This is a genomic window from Gilliamella sp. HK2 (assembly GCF_001690265.1).
Lineage (GTDB): Bacteria > Pseudomonadota > Gammaproteobacteria > Enterobacterales > Orbaceae > Gilliamella > Gilliamella apicola_C.
Map to the genome: position 1 here is coordinate 16,368 of NZ_LZGV01000074.1, position 20,689 is coordinate 37,056.

General features: G+C 37.2%; 17 protein-coding genes. All 17 read right to left on the reverse strand.

Annotated features, from left to right (window positions below; translation table 11 throughout):
- Nucleotides 1-62: 62 nt before the first annotated feature.
- The 17 genes from A9G45_RS06960 to fbaA all read right to left on the reverse strand — a co-directional run bounded on the left by A9G45_RS06960 (nt 63) and on the right by fbaA (nt 20,639).
- On the reverse strand, nt 63-1,982 hold the full coding sequence (locus tag A9G45_RS06960) for a BglG family transcription antiterminator (protein ID WP_065567437.1): 1,920 nt from the start codon (nt 1,980-1,982) through the stop codon (nt 63-65).
- A gap of 3 nt (nt 1,983-1,985) precedes the next feature.
- Nucleotides 1,986-2,726 carry a 2-dehydro-3-deoxy-phosphogluconate aldolase gene (gene dagF / locus A9G45_RS06965; RefSeq protein WP_065567436.1) on the reverse strand — a complete coding sequence of 247 codons (741 nt, stop codon included), beginning with the start codon at nt 2,724-2,726 and terminating at the stop codon, nt 1,986-1,988.
- Nucleotides 2,726-3,865: a DgaE family pyridoxal phosphate-dependent ammonia lyase gene (locus tag A9G45_RS06970; RefSeq protein WP_065567435.1), complete on the reverse strand. Its 1,140-nt coding sequence runs from the start codon at nt 3,863-3,865 to the stop codon at nt 2,726-2,728. Before A9G45_RS06970 ends, dagF begins: the two co-directional genes overlap by 1 nt.
- The gene (locus tag A9G45_RS06975; protein WP_065567434.1) at nt 3,843-4,997 is read right to left on the reverse strand and encodes an amidohydrolase/deacetylase family metallohydrolase; all 1,155 of its coding nucleotides are present in this window, start codon (nt 4,995-4,997) and stop codon (nt 3,843-3,845) included. Before A9G45_RS06975 ends, A9G45_RS06970 begins: the two co-directional genes overlap by 23 nt.
- A 50-nt stretch (nt 4,998-5,047) precedes the next feature.
- Nucleotides 5,048-5,701 (reverse strand): DUF4310 family protein, encoded by a 654-nt coding sequence (locus A9G45_RS06980; RefSeq protein ID WP_065567433.1) that lies wholly within the window; start codon nt 5,699-5,701, stop codon nt 5,048-5,050.
- Between the two features lie 15 nt (nt 5,702-5,716).
- On the reverse strand, nt 5,717-6,469 hold the full coding sequence (locus A9G45_RS06985) for a DUF4311 domain-containing protein (protein ID WP_065567432.1): 753 nt from the start codon (nt 6,467-6,469) through the stop codon (nt 5,717-5,719).
- Nucleotides 6,470-6,489: 20 nt separating this feature from the next.
- Nucleotides 6,490-6,786: a DUF4312 family protein gene (locus A9G45_RS06990; RefSeq protein ID WP_065567460.1), complete on the reverse strand. Its 297-nt coding sequence runs from the start codon at nt 6,784-6,786 to the stop codon at nt 6,490-6,492.
- Nucleotides 6,787-6,799: 13 nt separating this feature from the next.
- Complete coding sequence (locus A9G45_RS06995; RefSeq protein WP_065567431.1) at nt 6,800-7,168, reverse strand: SFCGS family glycine-rich protein; 369 nt, start codon at nt 7,166-7,168, stop codon at nt 6,800-6,802.
- Between the two features lie 46 nt (nt 7,169-7,214).
- Nucleotides 7,215-7,544, reverse strand: coding sequence for a hypothetical protein (locus A9G45_RS07000; RefSeq protein ID WP_065567430.1), 330 nt, complete (start codon nt 7,542-7,544; stop codon nt 7,215-7,217).
- A 549-nt stretch (nt 7,545-8,093) separates the two neighbouring features.
- Nucleotides 8,094-8,405: an antibiotic biosynthesis monooxygenase family protein gene (locus A9G45_RS07005; RefSeq protein ID WP_065567429.1), complete on the reverse strand. Its 312-nt coding sequence runs from the start codon at nt 8,403-8,405 to the stop codon at nt 8,094-8,096.
- A gap of 87 nt (nt 8,406-8,492) precedes the next feature.
- The gene (gene rpoC / locus A9G45_RS07010) at nt 8,493-12,710 is read right to left on the reverse strand and encodes a DNA-directed RNA polymerase subunit beta' (protein WP_065567428.1); all 4,218 of its coding nucleotides are present in this window, start codon (nt 12,708-12,710) and stop codon (nt 8,493-8,495) included.
- A gap of 89 nt (nt 12,711-12,799) precedes the next feature.
- A complete protein-coding gene (gene rpoB, locus A9G45_RS07015) occupies nt 12,800-16,828 on the reverse strand; it encodes a DNA-directed RNA polymerase subunit beta (RefSeq protein WP_065567427.1) in 4,029 nt (1,342 codons plus the stop codon).
- A 246-nt stretch (nt 16,829-17,074) separates the two neighbouring features.
- The gene (rplL, locus tag A9G45_RS07020; RefSeq protein ID WP_065567426.1) at nt 17,075-17,443 is read right to left on the reverse strand and encodes a 50S ribosomal protein L7/L12; all 369 of its coding nucleotides are present in this window, start codon (nt 17,441-17,443) and stop codon (nt 17,075-17,077) included.
- A gap of 59 nt (nt 17,444-17,502) precedes the next feature.
- Nucleotides 17,503-18,000 (reverse strand): 50S ribosomal protein L10, encoded by a 498-nt coding sequence (rplJ, locus tag A9G45_RS07025; RefSeq protein WP_065567425.1) that lies wholly within the window; start codon nt 17,998-18,000, stop codon nt 17,503-17,505.
- 230 nt (nt 18,001-18,230) lie between these two features.
- On the reverse strand, nt 18,231-18,932 hold the full coding sequence (gene rplA / locus A9G45_RS07030) for a 50S ribosomal protein L1 (protein WP_065567424.1): 702 nt from the start codon (nt 18,930-18,932) through the stop codon (nt 18,231-18,233).
- A 3-nt stretch (nt 18,933-18,935) separates the two neighbouring features.
- Nucleotides 18,936-19,364 (reverse strand): 50S ribosomal protein L11, encoded by a 429-nt coding sequence (gene rplK, locus A9G45_RS07035; RefSeq protein WP_065567423.1) that lies wholly within the window; start codon nt 19,362-19,364, stop codon nt 18,936-18,938.
- Nucleotides 19,365-19,559: 195 nt separating this feature from the next.
- Entirely contained in the window at nt 19,560-20,639 is a 1,080-nt protein-coding gene (gene fbaA, locus A9G45_RS07040; RefSeq protein WP_065567422.1) for a class II fructose-bisphosphate aldolase, read from the reverse strand.
- Nucleotides 20,640-20,689 lie beyond the last annotated feature (50 nt).

Genomic DNA, 20,689 nt, shown 5'->3' on the forward strand with positions numbered 1-20,689 from the left:
AAAATTTTTGCTAAAAACACGATTTAAGACAAAAACAATAAATAAACTAATCAGACATTATATTATGACAATCGACCAAAGCTATCTTTGACAATTGCACGAAAATCATTAAATGTTTTGCTATCTAATAAACGCTTAGTGGATTTTTCTTTGACAAAGTTAACAAATAAATTATAAATACGCATTGCATCTTCATATTCATTTTTACTAATTGCCAATAAAAAAATAACATAGGCAACTTGATTTTTATCCCACACGATCCCCTGTGGAGCCAATATGGTAGTTACTATCGTCTTTTTAGCCAGCAACCCAACAGAGTGAGGAATAGCAATATTTTCACCCAATAGCGTAGAAACAATTGCCTCTCGCTCAATAACAGAAGGGTAAAAATCAACATCAACATACCCCATTTGTTCAAGTTTTTTGCAAACTTTGTTAAAAAGTTCCTCTTGGGTCATGGGTTGGTTAATAATTAGAAAAAATTTTTCACTAAAAAAACGCTCAATAATATAAGGCATCTTTCTATCTATCATTGCCAATCGTCCCAATTGTTCAAGCTGATAAGATGTAGGAAATGGTGAAATTTTAACTATTTGTTTATTTTTTTTTGTTAAACGAACAGTTGAAACAACAAAATCTTCTTCAATATTGGAAAGCTGTTCATACTCTCGATAAGAAAGTGTGCGATTTATTTTAATATGAGGAAAATCCCTTTTAATTTTTGCCTCAATCATACGCAATGCTGCATTACCAAGCTCGCTAACAAGTAAAATGTGCGCACATCTTTCATGCCCAGCGCTATAATTACGCTCTAATGCTACACCGATATGTACCGCTAAGTAGCTAATTTCATCTTCTGTCATTTTTGCTCCAGTATACTTTTCGGTATTAGCAAGAGCAGACAGCGTAATATCATAAGCAAAAGGATAATACTTTTTTATTTCATGTAATAAAGGGTTAGTTGTACGAATTTGATATTTAATCCTAGATAACATTGATGAAATATGTATTAATATATCTTGGTTTAGCTTCTTATCTTCTAATAAATTATAATGATACGTATCATTAATATAAGATAATATATGTTTAACCATTGCTAAGCTTTGTGCCTGATTTGGCGATTCCATAACCGTTCTAGAAATAACCTGAGCACATAAATAATTAAATTCCGCATCGGAAAGCACACTGCCTAGGAAATAGGAAACATCTTCAGAGATTTGAGTCACTGCGCTGATAACAGTAGTATTAATTTGATCTACATCATATTCAAGTAACTCATGCCCTTGATTAATTCGAGTAATTGAAACCGCACAGCTATAAAGTAGATATCCTTGCCCTTCAGCATTTAATTTTAGCTCAAAACGTTCAAGTTGATTTTGAAGAATTTTTTCAAGATACTCTAAATCGATATCATTTAAAACTGTTTTACGTAGTCTATTAACCGTAATGAAATCTTCAGCCATATGCCGTTGCCATAAAATATCGGTTAAACAGGTACGAATTGATAACTCATCACCAACTAACCGCATACCATAATAAGGACGATTTTCGATTAATAAATTGTATTTATCTAAATATTGTTTAACCTCAATAACATCATTTTGCAACGTGCTACGGCTTAAAAACCATTTCCCAGCAATATCATCCAATTTTACTGAATTAGATTGCGTTAAAAAAGCAATCAATAAAGCTGAAACTCTTTCTCTACTTGTTCGGGGGATGCGCTCAATTGCCTGAGTGATAGGCAATGTTGCATAAAGAATGGGATCGGTTACCACAAGTTGATATCCAATATTTTTGGTATAATCAACTTGTGCTCCATAATCGCTTAAAATACCATTAAGTGCTGAAATATCAGTGCGAATAGTGCGAGTAGAAACCGAAAAACGATTCGCTAACTCTTGTTGTGGCAGCGTTTCATTTTTTATGGTATCAAATAAATACGCTAATCGCTGAGAAGAGAATAGCACTTTAGATGACATTATTTATCCTACAAGCTTTTGTGTGATAGCTAAAAGTTGTTTGACATCATTAGTGCGCGTTGCGCCTGTTGCTTTATCAATAATAGAACTATAGATGTGTGGGATAATTTTCTTCACACCTGCATCTAAGGCGATTTTTAAAACTGTTTCATAATTATCTAGATCAATGCTACCAGTTGGTTCAAGATAGAAATCATGTTCAGCGCAACATTTAGCTACATACGCAAATTCATCTTTATGTTTTAGCCCACCCATAGGAAAGTATTTTATTGAGCTACCACCCATGTCTTTTAATAAAGCAATAGCCGTTTCAACAGGAACAATTGCAGCTGGAGATTTTGAGCTTAGCGGACCTGTTGCAATATTGACTAAGCCAACTTTTCCCGTTGGCGAAACTAATCCATTAATGATAGATTCTTTTTGCCCTAGCAAAGCTCGACTGGTTGCAACCCCTGTAAACACTTGGTTAATATGTTGTGGTTGGAGTATAGCTGATATTTCAGAAACCATCATTGACTGATTAGGATCACCAGCACCAAGTCCTATTGAAATAGCATTATCAATGGCTACTACATACTTTTTCATATCAGCAATTGCTGCTTCATTATTGGCGTAATTTTTAGATAAAATGCCAACAACAACATAAGTTTGTGCTGCCTCATAAATCGCTTTCGCATTATCAATTGAATTCGCTAATACATTTAAACAAACACGATCATTATAATAATTTGGAGTCAGTTGCATTATTGTGCTCCTTGAGTAATATTTTTAATTTTTTGGTAAATAATGTCGAGTTGTGTTGATGTCACACTACGCACATCAGCATCAACTTTGCCTTCATTGGCTTTATATTCTCTAAAATATACTGCAATCTCACCTTGTTTCATCAGTTCAATTATCTCGACTGCGGTTTTACCTATTACACTTGCATCAAATGCTATTTCGGCTCGTGCAATATCACGCCCAGCTCCATCCCAAACCACTTTAGCCGATATACCTTTAAGTGTATTTAGACTTTCAATAAATGGGGTCATCTTAGCAACCATCTGTTGTCCTGTTTCTGATTGTGGATCGGTAACATAAAGCTCAATAGCTTTTGTTAATCCTAAAATACCTTCTTTGCCTATCTTCATTGGCCGCCCAATACCTTGTGACTGTAATTTTAACCATTCCACCGCTTGATGACGCCCAATGACTAAACCACTGGTCGGCCCTTCAATTGCTTTAGCGCCACTGTAAATCACTAAATCAGCCCCTTGTTGATAATAAGTTTGTAAATCTTCTTCCGCCGCTGCATCAACAATCAATGGGATATCATATTCTCTAGCAATAGCAGCTGTTTGCGCGACCGACAACATGCTTTTTTGTACACAATGATGTGATTTAACATATAAAATCGCAACAGTATCTGGATTAATTAGTGATTCGATATGTTCAGGTTTACACTCATTTGCATAGCCTGCTTCAACCATAATCCCACCACCTAAAGAAACCATTGTCCCAATTGGTGCACCAAAATTAACATTATGGCCTTTAGGGACAATAATTTCACGAGGAACATATTTATCAGATGAATGTAAATTAAATAATAAGTCACGATCATCTTTGGTAATCAAGCCTGCAACCGCTTGAACAATACCAGCGGAAGCGCACGATACTACCACGGCATTTTCAACATTGAGCAATTGCGCAATATATTGGCCTGTTTTATCTACTAAATCCTTAATTTCAAAATATTCATTTAGCCCACATGATACCGTATCAATCACTTCAGATCTTGGAGTTGATACACCTAAAATGGTCATTCTTCCTGACGCATTAATTACCTTTTTTAAGTGATATTTATTATAAATATCTTTTTTAGTTGGAGATTCTGAGCTCATTTTTACTACCTTCCTCTGTTAGTTCAATGCGTATCAAATGCTTTCCCGTATCAGCGACAATAGATGCTAAAGGAACAAACTGTTCATCACTTTGCCTAACTTCGCCTTCAGAATCTAATAATGAAATAGTTTGCCGTTTAATATCAAAAATGGTCAAATCTGCATCATAACCAACCGATAAAACACCTTTATTTTTAATATGCAAAATTTGAGCCGCATTTTGTGTCACACTATCAATAATTCTTTTTCGGCTATAACCAAGACAAATAAACTTCGTCATCACATTAGCCAAGCTAAAAACTGGACCATGTAGACGGTTTTTAGAGTAAATATCAGAGCTAATCGTATTGGGGTAAATACCCAAGCATTTAGCACGTTCTGCTACTGAAAAACTAAAACTTTCACCACCATGGCCGATATCTAATATCACTCCACGTTCGATTGCTCTTTTGATTGAACCACGCAATTGATTTTGTTTATCAAAGATTTGATTGGGTTTACCATTAAAACAATGTGTAATAATGTCACCTTTAGTTAATAAATCGGCAATTTCATCGAGCTCAGGAGGATTATTACCAACATGAATCATTAGAGGCAAACCGCTCTTTTTTTGCATTTCTTTGGCTTTAACTAATGGTAAAATGCCATTTCTACTCACGACGCTACCACTCATTCGTACTTTGATGCCAATAATAAAATTAGGATATTTAGCTAATGCTTCATCAAATAACGGCGCGTCAATATCCTGCATATCGGCGAGCTCACTTTGTCTTAATAAACCAATTTTAGAAATATTTAAAAAAGAGTAAACATGTGTACTTGCTTGCTGAGCTAATTGATAAAACTCATCAACATCAATAGCGCCAACACTACCAGCATCAACAACAGCGGTGACACCCGCCTTTACACCAATCAAATCTGGCTCATCATGATAGAGGGGGGATCGCGCAAAACAATGCGTGTGTGAATCAATCCACCCAGCACTAATATAATGTTTATTTTTTAGATCCAGTACACGTTTAGATTGCCCTATAATAGAACTAGCCATCGCAACTATCTTACCATTAGCAATAGCAATATCGGTTACTGACTCATCAATCTGTTTGGCATTTTTGATAATTAAATCATACATAATTTTTCACTCTTCTCTACAATTGAATAAATTATAGAGAGTAATCAATATTATAGGATTGGGAATACACCGCCAAAAATCATTGCGCCTAAAATAGCCCCACCGGTGATCGGTTTTTTCCATACATAAAAAAGCAGTGCTCCCAATAAAGAACCAATACCAATAGGGATGGAAGCGACCATAGCAGATAAAATAATCATTGGGCCAAGAAAACGCCCAGAAGCATTGCCCGCACCCATCATAACATCGGCACCAAATGTTGAACCAGAACCACCATTAACCGTAAATTTACGGATCAGAATAATGATTAAACCCGTTAGGATCCCCAAAACCAACCCCGTTATTAATGCAACAAAGAAATTTTCAACAGGTAATGTATAACCTCCCGCTAGCAATAATGCAGGTATACCAAGCCCAATACCGGTTTGCAATGCGCCACCGATATCCAATATACCCACTAATGAGCCTTCAATAACTCGAGCAAATAAAAAGCTAGCCCCAAAAGCCGCAACTGCACCATAATCCCCCGTAGTCATTCCTGATTTAAGCATGGCAACGAAAGCAATTTCGTTAAAGGCACCAATACCATATACATAGAAAGTATGCGTTCCAGCAAAAATACCAGCAGACAATAATCCACAGATAATAGGGAATGACCAATCAGCATACCAAAAACTTTTATTGATCGTTGTTTGTGTGTTCATAACATGTTCCCTGTATTATTTAAACCAATAAGATAAACCGTCTCTAAATGAATTTATCATCTTCATATCAAAACCACGAAAATACCCACTCATAACAAATAGAATAATGACAGACACCAGCATGATTTTCATCACACGATTCCAGCCACTATCATCAACACCTTTCCCAATCAATATCCCTAATACCAGCCCAGGTACAGCATTCCCCATAATTAACTGCGCAAGCCCTCCAAACAATGTTCCCCAAAAACCACTACGGCGCCCAGCATCTAATGCGGCTAACCAGAAAATAACTGGCATAACAGTTGCAACTAGCAAGTTTGCAGCAGGAACCAGAACTTTAGTTGCGGTAATTTTTAGCGAATCTGGAATGACAGATGTTGTCGTATTTAAAAACAACACAACAACCATACCAACAAATGCACATGCAAAAGCCATTTTTTTAGGATCGTGTAAGGTTTCGTCAAGATTACGATTTTTTATCATCAATAAAGAAGCGCCCCAATTGGGAATGATTCTATGATCGACATCTTGAGTAAAAGAGCCTGCTGCAACTGATGATGCCCATGCATTAAAAAAGAATCCTAAACCAAATGAAAAGTGCGCCGTAGGATCGCCTTCGCATGAGTTAAGCTCCCCCAATGTACGAAATGCCCCCATGCCTTGATACGTTGGCGCATGAAACATTCGAGCAGCCCCAACACCAACTCCAAAACCACAAAGTCCACCGATAATAATAGACTTAAATGCAATAATTAAAATTTCCATAACTTTCCTTTTACGTTATGTTATTTAGAAGTAAATTCAATATCATTTAAATCAATAAAAGTTACATTAACAGATACATCAAGGGTGATTTCATAAAATGTCTTTTTTCTTGGTAAAAAAATAAATAAAAAACGTTCCATTACTATCTTTTCTATTGCTGATACCACTTGAATATCAATCGGCTCTATACGCAACAGAATGTTATTAGTATTTTTCAATACTTCTTTCTGAACCTGACTTAAAGCATTAGAAAATGTTCGTTGCTTAGAATCACCATGGCCTTTTACTCTCACAAGTATCTGTTCTTGTTTTTTCATATTCATTTTTCGCTTATGAACGTGGGTATTTTTTCAGAAATGCTTTTGCAATACGCAGTCCTAATTCTTCCGTATCCATAAACCCAAAACCAAGGACTTTACACCCTTCATTGATAGCCGTTTCACCTTCTTCAATTGAACGCATACCATGACGCTGTGGGTAACCATATTTATTTTGTGCCGTAATAGCACCTGCCCCACCACTACCGCAGAAAGAAAGCCCTAAATCGGCATTTTCCTTATTCATTACATCACCTAATTTCATATCTGCAGCCATACCAGGAATAACAATTGCACGGCAACCTGCTACTGAATCAATTCCCGTGGCAATTTTTTGCCCTTTTCCCATTCTATCGCCGATAACAATGACCACCTCTGCCATAACATTTCTCCTATTAATTATTGTTTTTTAGTTGTCTAGTAATCGTTTAATTTGCTTTAGCAACTTCATAATGAACTGCCAATAAATACGCTTCTTCTATTGGTAAATTATCAAATAACGCTACCGTCTTTCGTGCCAGCTCTAATGATTCTTCTGAAAGTTCATCAAACAATGCAGGATCGATTTCAGGTAGTTTTTCTAATGTTTTAGCCCTTTCAACCATCGCTTTTACATGTGAAAATAACATCGCTTTTTGAACATCATTTTGTATAATTTGATGCTGCACTAACCAACTGTTGATAATGTTAATAGTTTGTTGGGTAACTAGCTCTGATTCAAGATTGTCTTCAAACATTCTAAATTTGATTTGGGTCATAGCTAATACATTTCTCTTATTGTTATTTTAGATTGGATGGATTAAGCGTAAAACAAACGTGTTTGAATGTGGATAGAGAGTTTTTCCTTCAGAAAGAGGAAATTTGTTACAAAGTTAGTTAAACATAATAATCAAAAGGGATTGCTATTTTATATGGTGGATCATTTGCGAATCTTGATATTCAATTTTGTGAACTAGATCATAAAAAAATATAATAAGATTTGTTTGTTAGACACTGAAGAAAGTGTAAATCTGAAACTTCATAACGCAAGCAAGTTGAAACCTTACTTGCTTAAAAATAAAAAATTCAATAAAATCAATGGTTTTTCTGAAGCATTTTTAGTCTATTATTACACCTTTTTAATGTGTAACGTTCTGTGTAAATAGCATTATCTGTAGCTAGAATGTTGGCTTGCAACGCCTGTAGAATGAAAATAATGACAACTATAAAAAACAGATTCCACTCTTATTTGTCATTGCTCATAAAGCTTTCTGCTTATCATAAGACTCTATCGTTATTATTACTTGCGACTATAACTGTTTTTTGATTTATAAAATAACTTCAAAACATTCTAGTTGTGCTGAGTCGAAATAAATATCTTTATTATTTGGTCTATTATCTGTGTTGCGGTGTGTATGCTTGAAATGTGGTGAGTTTACCCAAGCATCAAAATCATCTTTTGAATCCCACTCAACAAATGAAGAAAATAATGTGTAATCTTCTTCTGTTTTTCCTTGTAAAAAGTAAAAACGATTAAACCCTTTCATTTCTTTCAAATGGCTATCGCGGTTGCGCCATATTTCAATAAAAGCATCTTCACTACCTCGTTTAATTTTAAAACGGTTCATTACAATATACATCCCTATCTCCTTTTTACATTTCTAAATTAGACATCATATAAAAAAATAGCACGCCATGCGTGCTATTTGTAAATTGAGTTCAAAAAATTATTGATTCTCTTCGGCAGAATTTAACAATTCAGCTAAATTAGCTGTTGCTTCTTCTGCTGAAATGGTTGTTGGAGCCTCATCGACTGATGGCATTGCGCGTTTACGTAAACGTTCTTTATGGTAAGCATAACCAGTACCTGCTGGAATTAATCGACCAACAATAACGTTTTCTTTTAAGCCACGCAGTTCATCATTCTTACCAGCCACCGCAGCTTCAGTTAATACACGAGTCGTTTCTTGGAACGAAGCAGCAGAAATAAACGATTCAGTCGTCAATGATGCTTTAGTAATACCAAGCAAGTCATGCAAGTAAACAATCGGCTCTTTGCCTTGTGCTTCAAGTTCACGATTAATAATCTTCAAGCGAGAAACTTCAAGCTGTTCACCTTCAAGCAGACGAGAACCACCTGGATGAATAACTGTTGCCTTACGTAACATTTGTCGTACGATAACTTCAATATGTTTATCATTGATTTTTACACCTTGCAGACGATAAACTTCTTGAACTTCGTTAACAATATAACGTGTCACCGCATTAACACCACGTAAACGCAGAATATCATGCGCTGATTCAGGACCATCCGAAATCACATCACCACGCCCAACTTGTTCACCTTCAAACACGTTAAGTTGACGCCATTTTGGAATCATCTCTTCGTATGGTTCACTACCATCCAATGGCGTGATAATTAAGCGACGTTTACCTTTTGTTTCTTTACCAAATGAAATAATACCATCAATTTCAGCCAAGATAGCAGACTCTTTTGGTTTACGTGCTTCAAATAAATCAGCAACGCGTGGTAAACCACCGGTAATATCTTTGGTACCAACAGATGCTTGAGGAATACGAGCAAGTGTGTCACCAATATTAATTTCAGCACCATCTTCCAACTGGACTAATGCTTTACCTGGTAAGAAATATTGAGCAAGCATTTCTGTACCAGCCAAATAGATATCATCACCTTTAGCATCAACAATTTTAATTGCTGGGCGCAGATCTTTACCTACACCAGTACGTTCAGCTACATCTAATATCGCAATAGATGATAAACCTGTTAATTCGTCAGTTTGACGAGTAATAGTTTGACCATCAATCATATCCACAAAACGAATATACCCTTTAGTCTCAGAGATAACAGGCATTGTATGTGGATCCCAGTTAGCAACAGTTTCACCTGCGTCAACTGCCTCGCCATTACCTTTGCTTAAAATCGAACCATAAGGAACTTTATAAGTTTCTTTCATTCGACCTAAATCATCAATAATGGTTAGCTCGGCATTACGCGAAGTAATAACCAATTTCTTGTCTGGGTTAGTTACAAATTTAGCATTAGTTAATTTAATACTACCTTTGTTTTTAACTTGGACACTTGATTCCGCCGCTGCTCGCGATGCCGCACCACCGATATGGAACGTACGCATGGTTAACTGTGTACCTGGTTCACCGATTGATTGTGCAGCAATAACACCGATTGCTTCACCTTTATTGACCAAGTGACCACGGGCTAAATCACGACCATAGCATTTTGCACAAACACCAAAGTCAGTATCACACGAAACAACAGAACGGACTTTAACACTATCTACAGATTCAGCTTCAAGTAAGTCACATTTACTTTCATCAAGTAACGTGTTGCGCGGAATTAAGATATCTGCACTGCCTGGTTTTAACACATCTTCAGCAGTAACACGACCTAAAACACGTTCACGAAGTGGCTCTTTAACATCGCCACCTTCGATAACTGGCGTCATCACCACACCTTCTAAAGTGCCACAGTCATCTTCGATAACCACTAAGTCTTGTGCAACATCAACTAAACGGCGCGTTAAATAACCTGAGTTCGCTGTTTTTAATGCGGTATCGGCAAGACCTTTACGCGCACCATGGGTCGAAATAAAGTACTGAAGTACGTTTAGCCCTTCACGGAAATTTGCTGTAATTGGTGTTTCAATAATCGAGCCATCTGGTTTTGCCATCAAACCACGCATACCAGCAAGCTGACGAATCTGTGCAGCAGAACCACGCGCACCAGAGTCGGCCATCATATAAATACTATTGAAAGAAGACTGAACTTCTTCTTCACCTTTACGGTTAATCACTTTTTCAGTTGATAAGTTATCCATCATGGCTTTAGCAACACGTTCATTGGCTGCTGCCCAGATATCAATAACTTTGTTATAACGTTCACCTGCCGTTACTAAACCTGATTGGAACTGTTCTTGAATCTCAGCAACTTCAATTTCAGCCTCATTGATGATTTGTGATTTCTTCGCTGGAATTTCCATATCATCAATACCAACCGATACACCAGAACGTGCAGCGTAGGCAAACCCTGTATACATAATTTGGTCAGCTAAAATAACTGTATCTTTCATGCCTAATTGGCGATAACAGATATTTAAAATTTTAGAGATTGCTTTTTTACCAAGTGGTTGATTGATAACAGAGAAGCTCATTCCTTTTGGCATAATTAACCATAAGATCGCACGACCAACAGTTGTATCAACAACCGAAGTGGTATCTTCCCACTCACCCACACTATTATGTTGGCTTTCAGTAATACGAACTTTAACTTTAGCGTGCAATTCAACTAAACCTAAACGATATAGTTTTTCAGCTTCTTTAGGCCCTGTTAAAATCATCCCTTCGCCTTTAGCATTGACTTTATCACGAGTCATATAGTAAAGACCTAAAACCACGTCCTGAGAAGGAACAATAATAGGCTCACCACTTGCTGGCGAAAGAATATTGTTAGTTGACATCATTAACGCACGAGCTTCTAATTGTGCTTCTAACGTTAATGGAACGTGAACCGCCATTTGGTCACCATCGAAGTCCGCATTAAATGCCGCACAGACTAATGGATGTAATTGAATCGCTTTACCTTCAATTAGAATCGGTTCAAATGCTTGAATACCTAATCTATGTAATGTAGGTGCACGGTTTAGTAATACTGGGTGTTCTCGGATAACTTCATCTAAAATATCCCAAACAACTGCATCTTCACGTTCAACCATTTTCTTCGCTGCTTTAATGGTTGTTGCATAACCGCGACGCTCTAATTTTCCGTAAATAAATGGTTTGAATAATTCAAGTGCCATTTTTTTCGGTAAGCCACATTGATGCAAATGTAAGTAAGGACCTACAGTAATAACCGAACGACCAGAATAGTCAACACGCTTACCTAACAAGTTTTGACGGAAACGACCTTGCTTACCTTTAATCATATCAGCAAGAGACTTCAGTGGACGTTTATTTGAACCGGTAATAGCACGACCACGACGACCATTATCTAATAATGCGTCGACTGATTCTTGTAACATCCGTTTTTCGTTACGTACAATAATATCTGGTGCGGCTAAATCTAATAAGCGTTTTAAACGATTATTACGGTTAATAACTCGACGGTAAAGATCATTTAAATCTGACGTTGCAAAACGTCCACCGTCAAGTGGTACCAATGGACGCAAATCTGGTGGTAACACTGGTAATACGTTTAGAATCATCCATTCAGGTTTATTTTCTGATTGAATAAATGCTTCAATAATTTTAATACGTTTCGTCAGTTTTTTACGTTTAGTTTCAGAATTAGTGGTAGCAAGTTCATCACGTAACGCTTCACATTCTGCTTGCACATCAATATTACGTAATAATTCTTGAATCGCTTCTGCACCCATGCGCGCATCAAATTCATCACCGAACTCTTCTAACGCATCTAAATATTGTTCTTCCGTTAAAATTTGCCCACGGTCAAGATTTGTCATGCCACCATCAAGAACCATAAATGATTCAAAATAAAGTACACGCTCAATATCACGTAGTGGCATATCAAGTAATAAACCGATACGGGATGGTAATGATTTTAAAAACCAAATATGCGCAGTTGGTGATGCAAGCTCAATATGCCCCATGCGCTCACGGCGCACTTTAGCTTGAGTCACTTCCACACCACATTTTTCACAAATTACACCACGGTGTTTTAAACGTTTATATTTTCCACATAAACATTCATAATCTTTTACTGGTCCAAAAATACGTGCGCAAAACAATCCATCACGTTCTGGTTTGAACGTACGGTAGTTGATTGTTTCAGGCTTTTTAACTTCACCAAAAGACCATGAGCGAATCATATCAGGAGAGGCTAGGCCTATCTTAATAGCATCAAAATCTTCTGTTTTTGTTTGTGCTTTTAGAAACTTTAGTAAGTCTTTCACAATTGACTCCTATGGAGTTAAACCAATTAGATAACTTATTATTGCTAATAAGTTATCCCTATAAATAGAAATCATTTAAGTTAGCAAAATTACTCTTCATCTAACTCGATATTGATACCTAGCGAACGAATCTCTTTTAATAGTACATTAAATGATTCAGGGATCGCAGGCTCCATACGATGATCGCCATCTACAATATTTTTATACATCTTCGTACGACCGTTTACGTCATCTGATTTGACAGTTAACATTTCTTGTAGGGTATAAGCTGCACCATATGCTTCAAGTGCCCATACTTCCATCTCACCAAAACGTTGACCACCAAATTGAGCTTTACCACCTAATGGTTGCTGAGTAACTAAACTATATGAACCAGTAGAACGAGCATGCATTTTGTCATCAACTAAGTGATTCAATTTCAGCATATACATGTAACCTACAGTTACCGGACGTTCAAACTGCTCACCTGTACGCCCATCGTATAAGGTAATTTGACCAGATGTTGGTAAATCGCCTAAATCAAGTAGTGCTTTAATTTCTTGCTCTTTAGCACCATCAAACACAGGTGTTGCAAGTGGCATACCATTACGTAAGTTTTGCGCAAGCGTCATAACTTCTTGATCCGTAAATTCGTCCACATTCACTTTTTGTGCAGCGCCTAAACCAAGATCGTACGCTTTTTGGATAAATTCACGTAATTTAGCTAATTCTTGCTGCTCTTTTAGCATAGTGTCGATCTTCTGACCAATGCCTTTAGCGGCCATACCCAAGTGAGTTTCTAGTATTTGTCCGATATTCATACGAGATGGAACACCTAATGGATTTAATACAATATCAACTGGGCGACCCTGGTCATCATATGGCATGTCTTCAATTGGATTAATTTTAGAGATAACCCCTTTGTTACCATGACGACCTGCCATCTTATCACCAGGCTGAATTTGACGTTTAACCGCCAAGTAAACTTTAACAATTTTAAGCACTCCTGGCTGTAAATCATCGCCTTGAGTGATCTTCATGCGTTTAGCTTCTAGCTTTTTATTAAATTCAGCTTTGATTTCTTCATGTTGCTCAGCAAGTTGTTCTAATTGAGCTTGCTTATCTTCGTTAGCTATACCGATTGTCAGCCATTTTTCACGAGGTAAAGCATCCAATTTATCTGCTTTGATGCCACCAGAAATAAGCACATCACGAATACGAGCAAATAGCGCAGCTTCTAAGATTTTAAGCTCTTCAGTTAAGTCTTTTCTTGCTTGTTTAAGTTGCATTTCTTCAATTTCAAGTGCACGTTTATCTTTTTGTACACCATCACGAGTAAACACTTGAACATCAATAACTGTACCTGAAACACCATTTGGCACACGCAACGAAGTATCTTTAACATCAGATGCTTTTTCGCCGAATATGGCACGCAGTAATTTTTCTTCTGGGGTTAATTGTGTTTCACCTTTAGGCGTTACTTTACCAACCAGAATATCGCCACCTTGGACTTCAGCACCAATATAAACAATACCTGACTCATCAAGTTTAGATAATGCAGCTTCACCCACATTTGGAATATCAGCAGTAATTTCTTCTGCACCTAACTTTGTATCTCGAGAGACACAAGATAATTCTTGAATATGAATAGAGGTGAAACGATCATCTTGTACTACTTTTTCAGAGACTAAAATAGAATCCTCAAAGTTATAACCATTCCATGGCATAAATGCCACACGCATGTTTTGACCTAATGCTAATTCACCTAAGTCAGTAGATGGACCATCGGCAAGTACATCGCCACGTTCAACTTTCTCACCTAATTCCACACATGGAATTTGATTAATACAAGTATTTTGGTTAGAACGGGTATATTTAGTTAAGTTATAAATATCAATACCTGTTTCACCAGCGTATATCTCATCAGCGTTAACATTAACGACAATACGTGATGCGTCTACATATTGCACTGTACCACCACGGCGAGCCACTGCTGTTACACCAGAGTCAACCGCTACAGCACGTTCCATACCAGTTCCAACAAACGGTTTTTCCGCTTTTAACGTAGGTACTGCTTGACGTTGCATGTTCGCACCCATTAAGGCACGGTTCGCATCGTCATGCTCAAGGAATGGAATTAATGAGGCACCAACTGATACGATTTGTTGAGTTGATACGTCCATATAATGAACTTGTTCAGGACTATATAAACCTGATTCACCATTTAAACGACATGTCACTAAATCTTCTTTAAAGCGACCATCTTCATCAAGGTTTGAGTTTGCCTGCGCAATCACAAATTCACTTTCATCAATCGCTGATAGATAATTAATTTCATCAGTTACGATGCCATCAATAACTCGACGATACGGCGTTTCTAAGAAACCATACTCATTAGTCCGCGCATAAACCGCTAATGAATTAATCAAACCGATATTTGGACCTTCCGGTGTTTCAATCGGGCAAACACGACCATAATGCGTTGGATGCACGTCACGCACTTCAAACCCTGCTCGTTCACGAGTTAAACCACCTGGACCTAATGCAGATATTCGGCGTTTGTGCGTAATTTCAGATAATGGGTTATTTTGATCCATAAACTGCGATAGCTGACTAGAGCCAAAAAATTCACGAATCGCAGCTGAAATTGGTTTCGCATTAATCATATCTTGTGGCATGAGCGAATCGAGATCACCTAGAGATAAGCGCTCTTTCACTGCTCGCTCAACACGAACTAAACCAATACGGAATTGGTTTTCTGCCATTTCACCAACGCTACGAATACGACGATTGCCTAAATGGTCAATATCATCAACTTCACCGTGACCATTTCGAATAGCAATCAATTTTTTCATCACGTCAACGATATCATCTTTCGTTAAAACGCTTTCGCCTTCAATGTCATCACGACCTAAAGAACGATTAAACTTCATACGACCAACAGCAGATAAATCATAGCGCTCGTCAGAAAAGAATAAATTATCAAATAATGCTTCAGCTGCTTCTTTTGTTGGCGGCTCTCCTGGGCGCATCATGCGATAAATTTCAACTAACGCACCTAATCGGTCACGCGTTGAATCAACATTTAATGTTTCAGAAATAAATGCACCATGATCTAAATCATTAGTGAACAAGGTTTCTATTCTTTTATATCCCGCATTGGTTAATTGAAGTAATAACTCTAGCGAGATTGGAGTATTAGCAAAAGCAATTACCTCGCCCGTTGCTTCATCAACATAATTTTTAGCAAGAACTTTATTAACGATATATTCAACAGGTACATCAATTTTACTAACATTATCTTTTTCTAACTCACGAATGTGACGAGCAGTAATACGACGACCTTTTTCAACATAAATTTTACCTTTTGATTCAATATCAAATAGTGCTGTGTCGCCCCGTAAACGCTCTGGAACAAGATCCATTTTTAACTTAGATTTACCAACTTCAAAAATGGTTTTCTCAAAGAAAATGTCTAAAATTTCTTCCGTTTCAAAACCTAACGCACGTAAAATAATTGTTGCTGGAAGCTTACGGCGACGGTCAATACGAGCGAAAAGATTATCTTTTGGATCAAATTCAAAATCAAGCCAAGAGCCACGATAAGGAATAATCCGAGCATTGTATAGAACTTTACCAGAAGAGTGTGTTTTACCTTTATCACTATCAAAGAACACACCAGGACTACGATGCAATTGCGATACGATTACACGCTCGGTGCCGTTGATCACAAATGTACCATTGTCCGTCATCAAAGGAATTTCGCCCATGTAGACGTCTTGCTCTTTAATATCTTTAACTGTTCCTTCTGGCGCATCTTTATCATAAATCACTAAACGTAATTTTACACGCAACGGTGCTGAGTAAGTGATCCCTCTAATTTGACATTCTTTAACATCAAACACAGGTTCGCCCATCTTAAAGCTCACGTATTGCAACTCAGCGTTACCGCTATAACTTTTTATCGGAAATATTGAACGAAATGCGGCTTCTAAGCCATATTGGCCTTCTGGATCTTGCTCAATAAATTTCTGGAACGAATCAAGTTGAATAGAAAGAAGATACGGTATATCCAAGACTTGTGGACGCTTACCAAAATTCTTACGAATTCGCTTTTTCTCGGTATAAGAGTAAACCATTAGTTCCTCAACTTGCTTATCTGCTATTCTAGCATGATTAAATATTCATCAGGATTACTATCGCTAACTGATGGCACCTGACACCTCATCGAAAATATCTATAAATATCAATTGATTAGGCTTAATAAATATACTATTTCTTTATTACTTTTATTGATAATCTTCAAATAAAATTCTTTAACTTATTATAGCGCAAAAAGGCTGGAGGTATAAAACCCCCAGCCATTAGCTGTGTTATCGATAAACTTATTTAAGTTCGACAACCGCACCAGATTCTTCAAGTGCCTTTTTAAGCTCATCGGCATCAGCTTTACTAACAGCTTCTTTAACAGTTGCTGGAGCTGATTCAACAAGATCTTTAGCTTCTTTTAAGCCTAAACCAGTTGCACCACGAACTGCTTTGATAACAGCAACTTTGTTAGCGCCAACATCTTTTAAGATTACATCAAATTCAGTTTTTTCTTCTGCTGCTTCAGCAGGACCCGCTGCGGCTACAGCTACAGCTGCTGCTGCAGAAACACCAAATTTTTCTTCCATCATCGATACAAGTTCAACAACGTCCATAACAGACATTTCAGCAACTGCATCTAAAATTTGTTCTTTAGTGATAGACATAATATAGTTTCCTAAATTTACATTTTTTTAATTAATAAAATTCACAATCAAGCTGCTAATTAAGCTGCTTCTTTTTGATCGCGAACCGCTGCAAGAGTGCGAACCAATTTGCCAGCTGCGGCTTCTTTCATGGTTGACATCAAGCGAGCTAATGCTTCTTCATAAGTAGGTAATGTTGCTAAGCGATCAATATTCGCTGCAGTAATTAACTCACCTTCAAAGGCTGCGGCTTTTATCTCAAATTTATCATTTTCCTTTGCAAACGCCTTAAAAATACGCGCTGCAGCACCTGGGTGCTCACTTGAAAACGCAATTAGAGTTGGACCAACAAACGTATCTTTCAAACACTCGTATTGAGTGCCCTCAACAACACGGCGTAATAGCGTATTACGAACAACACGCATATAAACACCCGCTTCGCGAGCAGATTTACGTAATGCAGTCATTTTTTCTACAGTTACGCCACGAGAATCAGCAACAACTGCAGATAGCGCACCTTTGGCGATTTCATTAACTTCAGCAACAATTTCTTGTTTATTTTGAAGATTTAGTGCCATTGGTATTGCTCCTGGATTATACTAGGCAAAGCCTAGACTTATTTTAACTAACTACAATATGTAGCTAGCACAACCACGATGAGCAGAATCCCTCTATTATATCTTATCAGGCTCTGTCACCGTCTACGTAGGAAAATTAAGTAGTCAAAACTCAACTACACCTACGGTCTTGGACGGGGTCTGGTTAAGGCCAGACACCAACCGATCTTTTTGTTTAATTATTAAATTAATTAAACACTTGCATTTAATGTTGCTTGATCAATTGCAACACCTGCACCCATTGTAGTAGAAAGGCTAACTTTTTTAATAAATACACCTTTCGAAGATGCTGGTTTTGCACGTTTTAAAGCAACAAGTAATGCTTCTAAATTTTCTTTAAGCTTATCTGCATCAAAATCAGCTTTACCGATAGTTGTATGGATAATACCATTTTTATCATTACGGTAACGAATCTGACCAGCCTTAGCATTTTTTACAGCTTCAGCAACGTTAGGAGTTACAGTGCCAACTTTAGGGTTTGGCATTAAACCACGAGGTCCTAAAATTTGACCTAATTGACCAACTACACGCATAGCGTCAGGCGATGCAATAACAACATCAAAGTCCATTTCACCTTTTTTGATTTGATCAGCTAGATCATCCATACCGACTAATTCAGCACCAGCTTCTTTCGCTGCTTCTGCATTTGCTCCTTGAGTAAATACAGCAACGCGTACACTACGCCCTGTGCCATGTGGAAGCACAATTGCACCACGAACATTTTGGTCTGATTTACGTGAATCGATACCTAAATTTACAGCTACGTCAACACTTTCTGTAAATTTAGCAGTAGCTAGTTCTTTTAATAAGGCAATAGCTTCGTTAATGTCATATTGTTTAGTTGCGTTCACTTTTTCGCGGATAAGTTTAGCTTTCTTAGATAATTTAGCCATTGATTAACCCTCCACTTCCAAGCCCATTGAACGTGCAGTTCCTTCAATAGAACTCATCATCGATTCAATAGTAGCACCATTCATATCAGCTGCTTTTAATTCTGCGATTTCGCGAATTTGCGCGCTCGTTACTTTACCTACTTTCTTCTTGTTAGGTTCGCCAGAACCTGACTTGATTTTAGCCGCTTTCTTCAATAAAACAGCTGCTGGAGGTGTTTTGGTTACAAAAGTAAATGAGCGGTCAGAATATACCGTAATTACAACTGGAATTGGTAACCCTTTTTCCATGCTTTCTGTTTTTGCATTAAATGCTTTACAGAATTCCATGATATTAACACCATGTTGACCAAGTGCTGGACCAACTGGCGGACTAGGATTTGCTGCACCAGCTGCAACTTGCAACTTGATGTAAGCTTGTACTTTTTTTGCCATTTTTAGTTTCCTGTGCTCGGGTGCAAACGCCTCTATTAATAATAACTATTAATAAATAGACAGCTCCCCTAAGTTAAATGAGGGCAAAATTATCCTACAACTCGGATAAAATTACAAGATTTATTTAAAAAGAAATAACCAAAGCAAGGTAAACACCTTGCTTTTAAGTTACAACTAAATGAAATAACAATAAATTTAAAGTACGTTAACTGCGTTAAGCTCTTTAAACGCAAGCTCTAAACGAGCAACTAAAGAGTCTTGACCTTTACGTAACCATACGCGAGGGTCGTAGTATTTTTTATTTGGCGCATCAGCACCTTCAGGATTACCTAATTGCCCTTGTAAGTAAGCTTCATTGGCTTTGTAGTAATTCAACACACCTGCCCAGTTAGCCCATTGAGTATCTGTATCAATATTCATTTTAATGACACCATAACTCACTGCTTCAGCAATTTCTTCTGGTGTAGAACCAGATCCGCCATGGAACACAAAGTTTAATGATTTTTCAGGTAAGTTAAACTTCTCTGATACATATTTTTGTGAATTATCTAAAATTTTTGGCGTTAATTTCACATTACCTGGCTTATAAACACCATGTACATTACCAAATGACGCGGCAATAGTAAAACGAGGGCTGATTGCACTTAAACGTTCGTAAGCATAAGCCACATCTTCTGGTTGAGTATAGAGTGCTGAACTATCCATATGGCTATTATCAACGCCATCTTCTTCACCACCAGTACAACCTAATTCTAACTCTAAAGTCATTTTCATTGCTGACATACGAGCAAGGTATTGACAACAAATATCAATATTATCTTTTAATGACTCTTCTGAAAGATCTATCATATGAGATGAAAATAATGGTTTACCTGTTTTAGCAAAATGTGTTTCACCTGCATCAAGTAATCCATCAACCCATGGAAGTAATTTTTTAGCACAATGATCAGTGTGGACAATAACCGGCACACCATATTTTTCAGCCATAAGATGAACATGTTTGGCACCAGAGATCGCTCCTAAAACAGCGCACTCTTGCCCTTCCAGTTTTAACCCTTTACCGGCGATAAACTGAGCACCACCATTAGAAAACTGTACAATAACAGGTGAGCCAACTTTAGCGGCTGTTTCAATTACTGCATTGATGGTATTAGTATCAACACAGTTTACAGCGGGTAATGCAAAATTATTTTCACGTGCAACTTGAAAAACTTTTTGAACATCGTCACCAGTTACAACACCAGGTTTAACAACATCAGAAATCTTTGTAGCCATTTTATTACCTATAAATTTATTTATATAAAAAGTAAAGGATGAGTAACTAT

Excerpts from the sequence above, each read along its gene's own strand:
- A9G45_RS06960 (WP_065567437.1), bottom strand. The coding sequence starts at position 1,982 with ATGTCATCTAAAGTGCTATTCTCTTCTCAGCGATTAGCGTATTTATTT.
- dagF (WP_065567436.1), bottom strand. The coding sequence starts at position 2,726 with ATGCAACTGACTCCAAATTATTATAATGATCGTGTTTGTTTAAATGTA.
- A9G45_RS06970 (WP_065567435.1), bottom strand. The coding sequence starts at position 3,865 with ATGAGCTCAGAATCTCCAACTAAAAAAGATATTTATAATAAATATCAC.
- A9G45_RS06975 (WP_065567434.1), bottom strand. The coding sequence starts at position 4,997 with ATGTATGATTTAATTATCAAAAATGCCAAACAGATTGATGAGTCAGTA.
- A9G45_RS06980 (WP_065567433.1), bottom strand. The coding sequence starts at position 5,701 with ATGAACACACAAACAACGATCAATAAAAGTTTTTGGTATGCTGATTGG.
- A9G45_RS06985 (WP_065567432.1), bottom strand. The coding sequence starts at position 6,469 with ATGGAAATTTTAATTATTGCATTTAAGTCTATTATTATCGGTGGACTT.
- A9G45_RS06990 (WP_065567460.1), bottom strand. The coding sequence starts at position 6,786 with ATGAAAAAACAAGAACAGATACTTGTGAGAGTAAAAGGCCATGGTGAT.
- A9G45_RS06995 (WP_065567431.1), bottom strand. The coding sequence starts at position 7,168 with ATGGCAGAGGTGGTCATTGTTATCGGCGATAGAATGGGAAAAGGGCAA.
- A9G45_RS07000 (WP_065567430.1), bottom strand. The coding sequence starts at position 7,544 with ATGACCCAAATCAAATTTAGAATGTTTGAAGACAATCTTGAATCAGAG.
- A9G45_RS07005 (WP_065567429.1), bottom strand. The coding sequence starts at position 8,405 with ATGTATATTGTAATGAACCGTTTTAAAATTAAACGAGGTAGTGAAGAT.
- rpoB (WP_065567427.1), bottom strand. The coding sequence starts at position 16,828 with ATGGTTTACTCTTATACCGAGAAAAAGCGAATTCGTAAGAATTTTGGT.
- rplL (WP_065567426.1), bottom strand. The coding sequence starts at position 17,443 with ATGTCTATCACTAAAGAACAAATTTTAGATGCAGTTGCTGAAATGTCT.
- rplJ (WP_065567425.1), bottom strand. The coding sequence starts at position 18,000 with ATGGCACTAAATCTTCAAAATAAACAAGAAATTGTTGCTGAAGTTAAT.
- rplA (WP_065567424.1), bottom strand. The coding sequence starts at position 18,932 with ATGGCTAAATTATCTAAGAAAGCTAAACTTATCCGCGAAAAAGTGAAC.
- rplK (WP_065567423.1), bottom strand. The coding sequence starts at position 19,364 with ATGGCAAAAAAAGTACAAGCTTACATCAAGTTGCAAGTTGCAGCTGGT.
- fbaA (WP_065567422.1), bottom strand. The coding sequence starts at position 20,639 with ATGGCTACAAAGATTTCTGATGTTGTTAAACCTGGTGTTGTAACTGGT.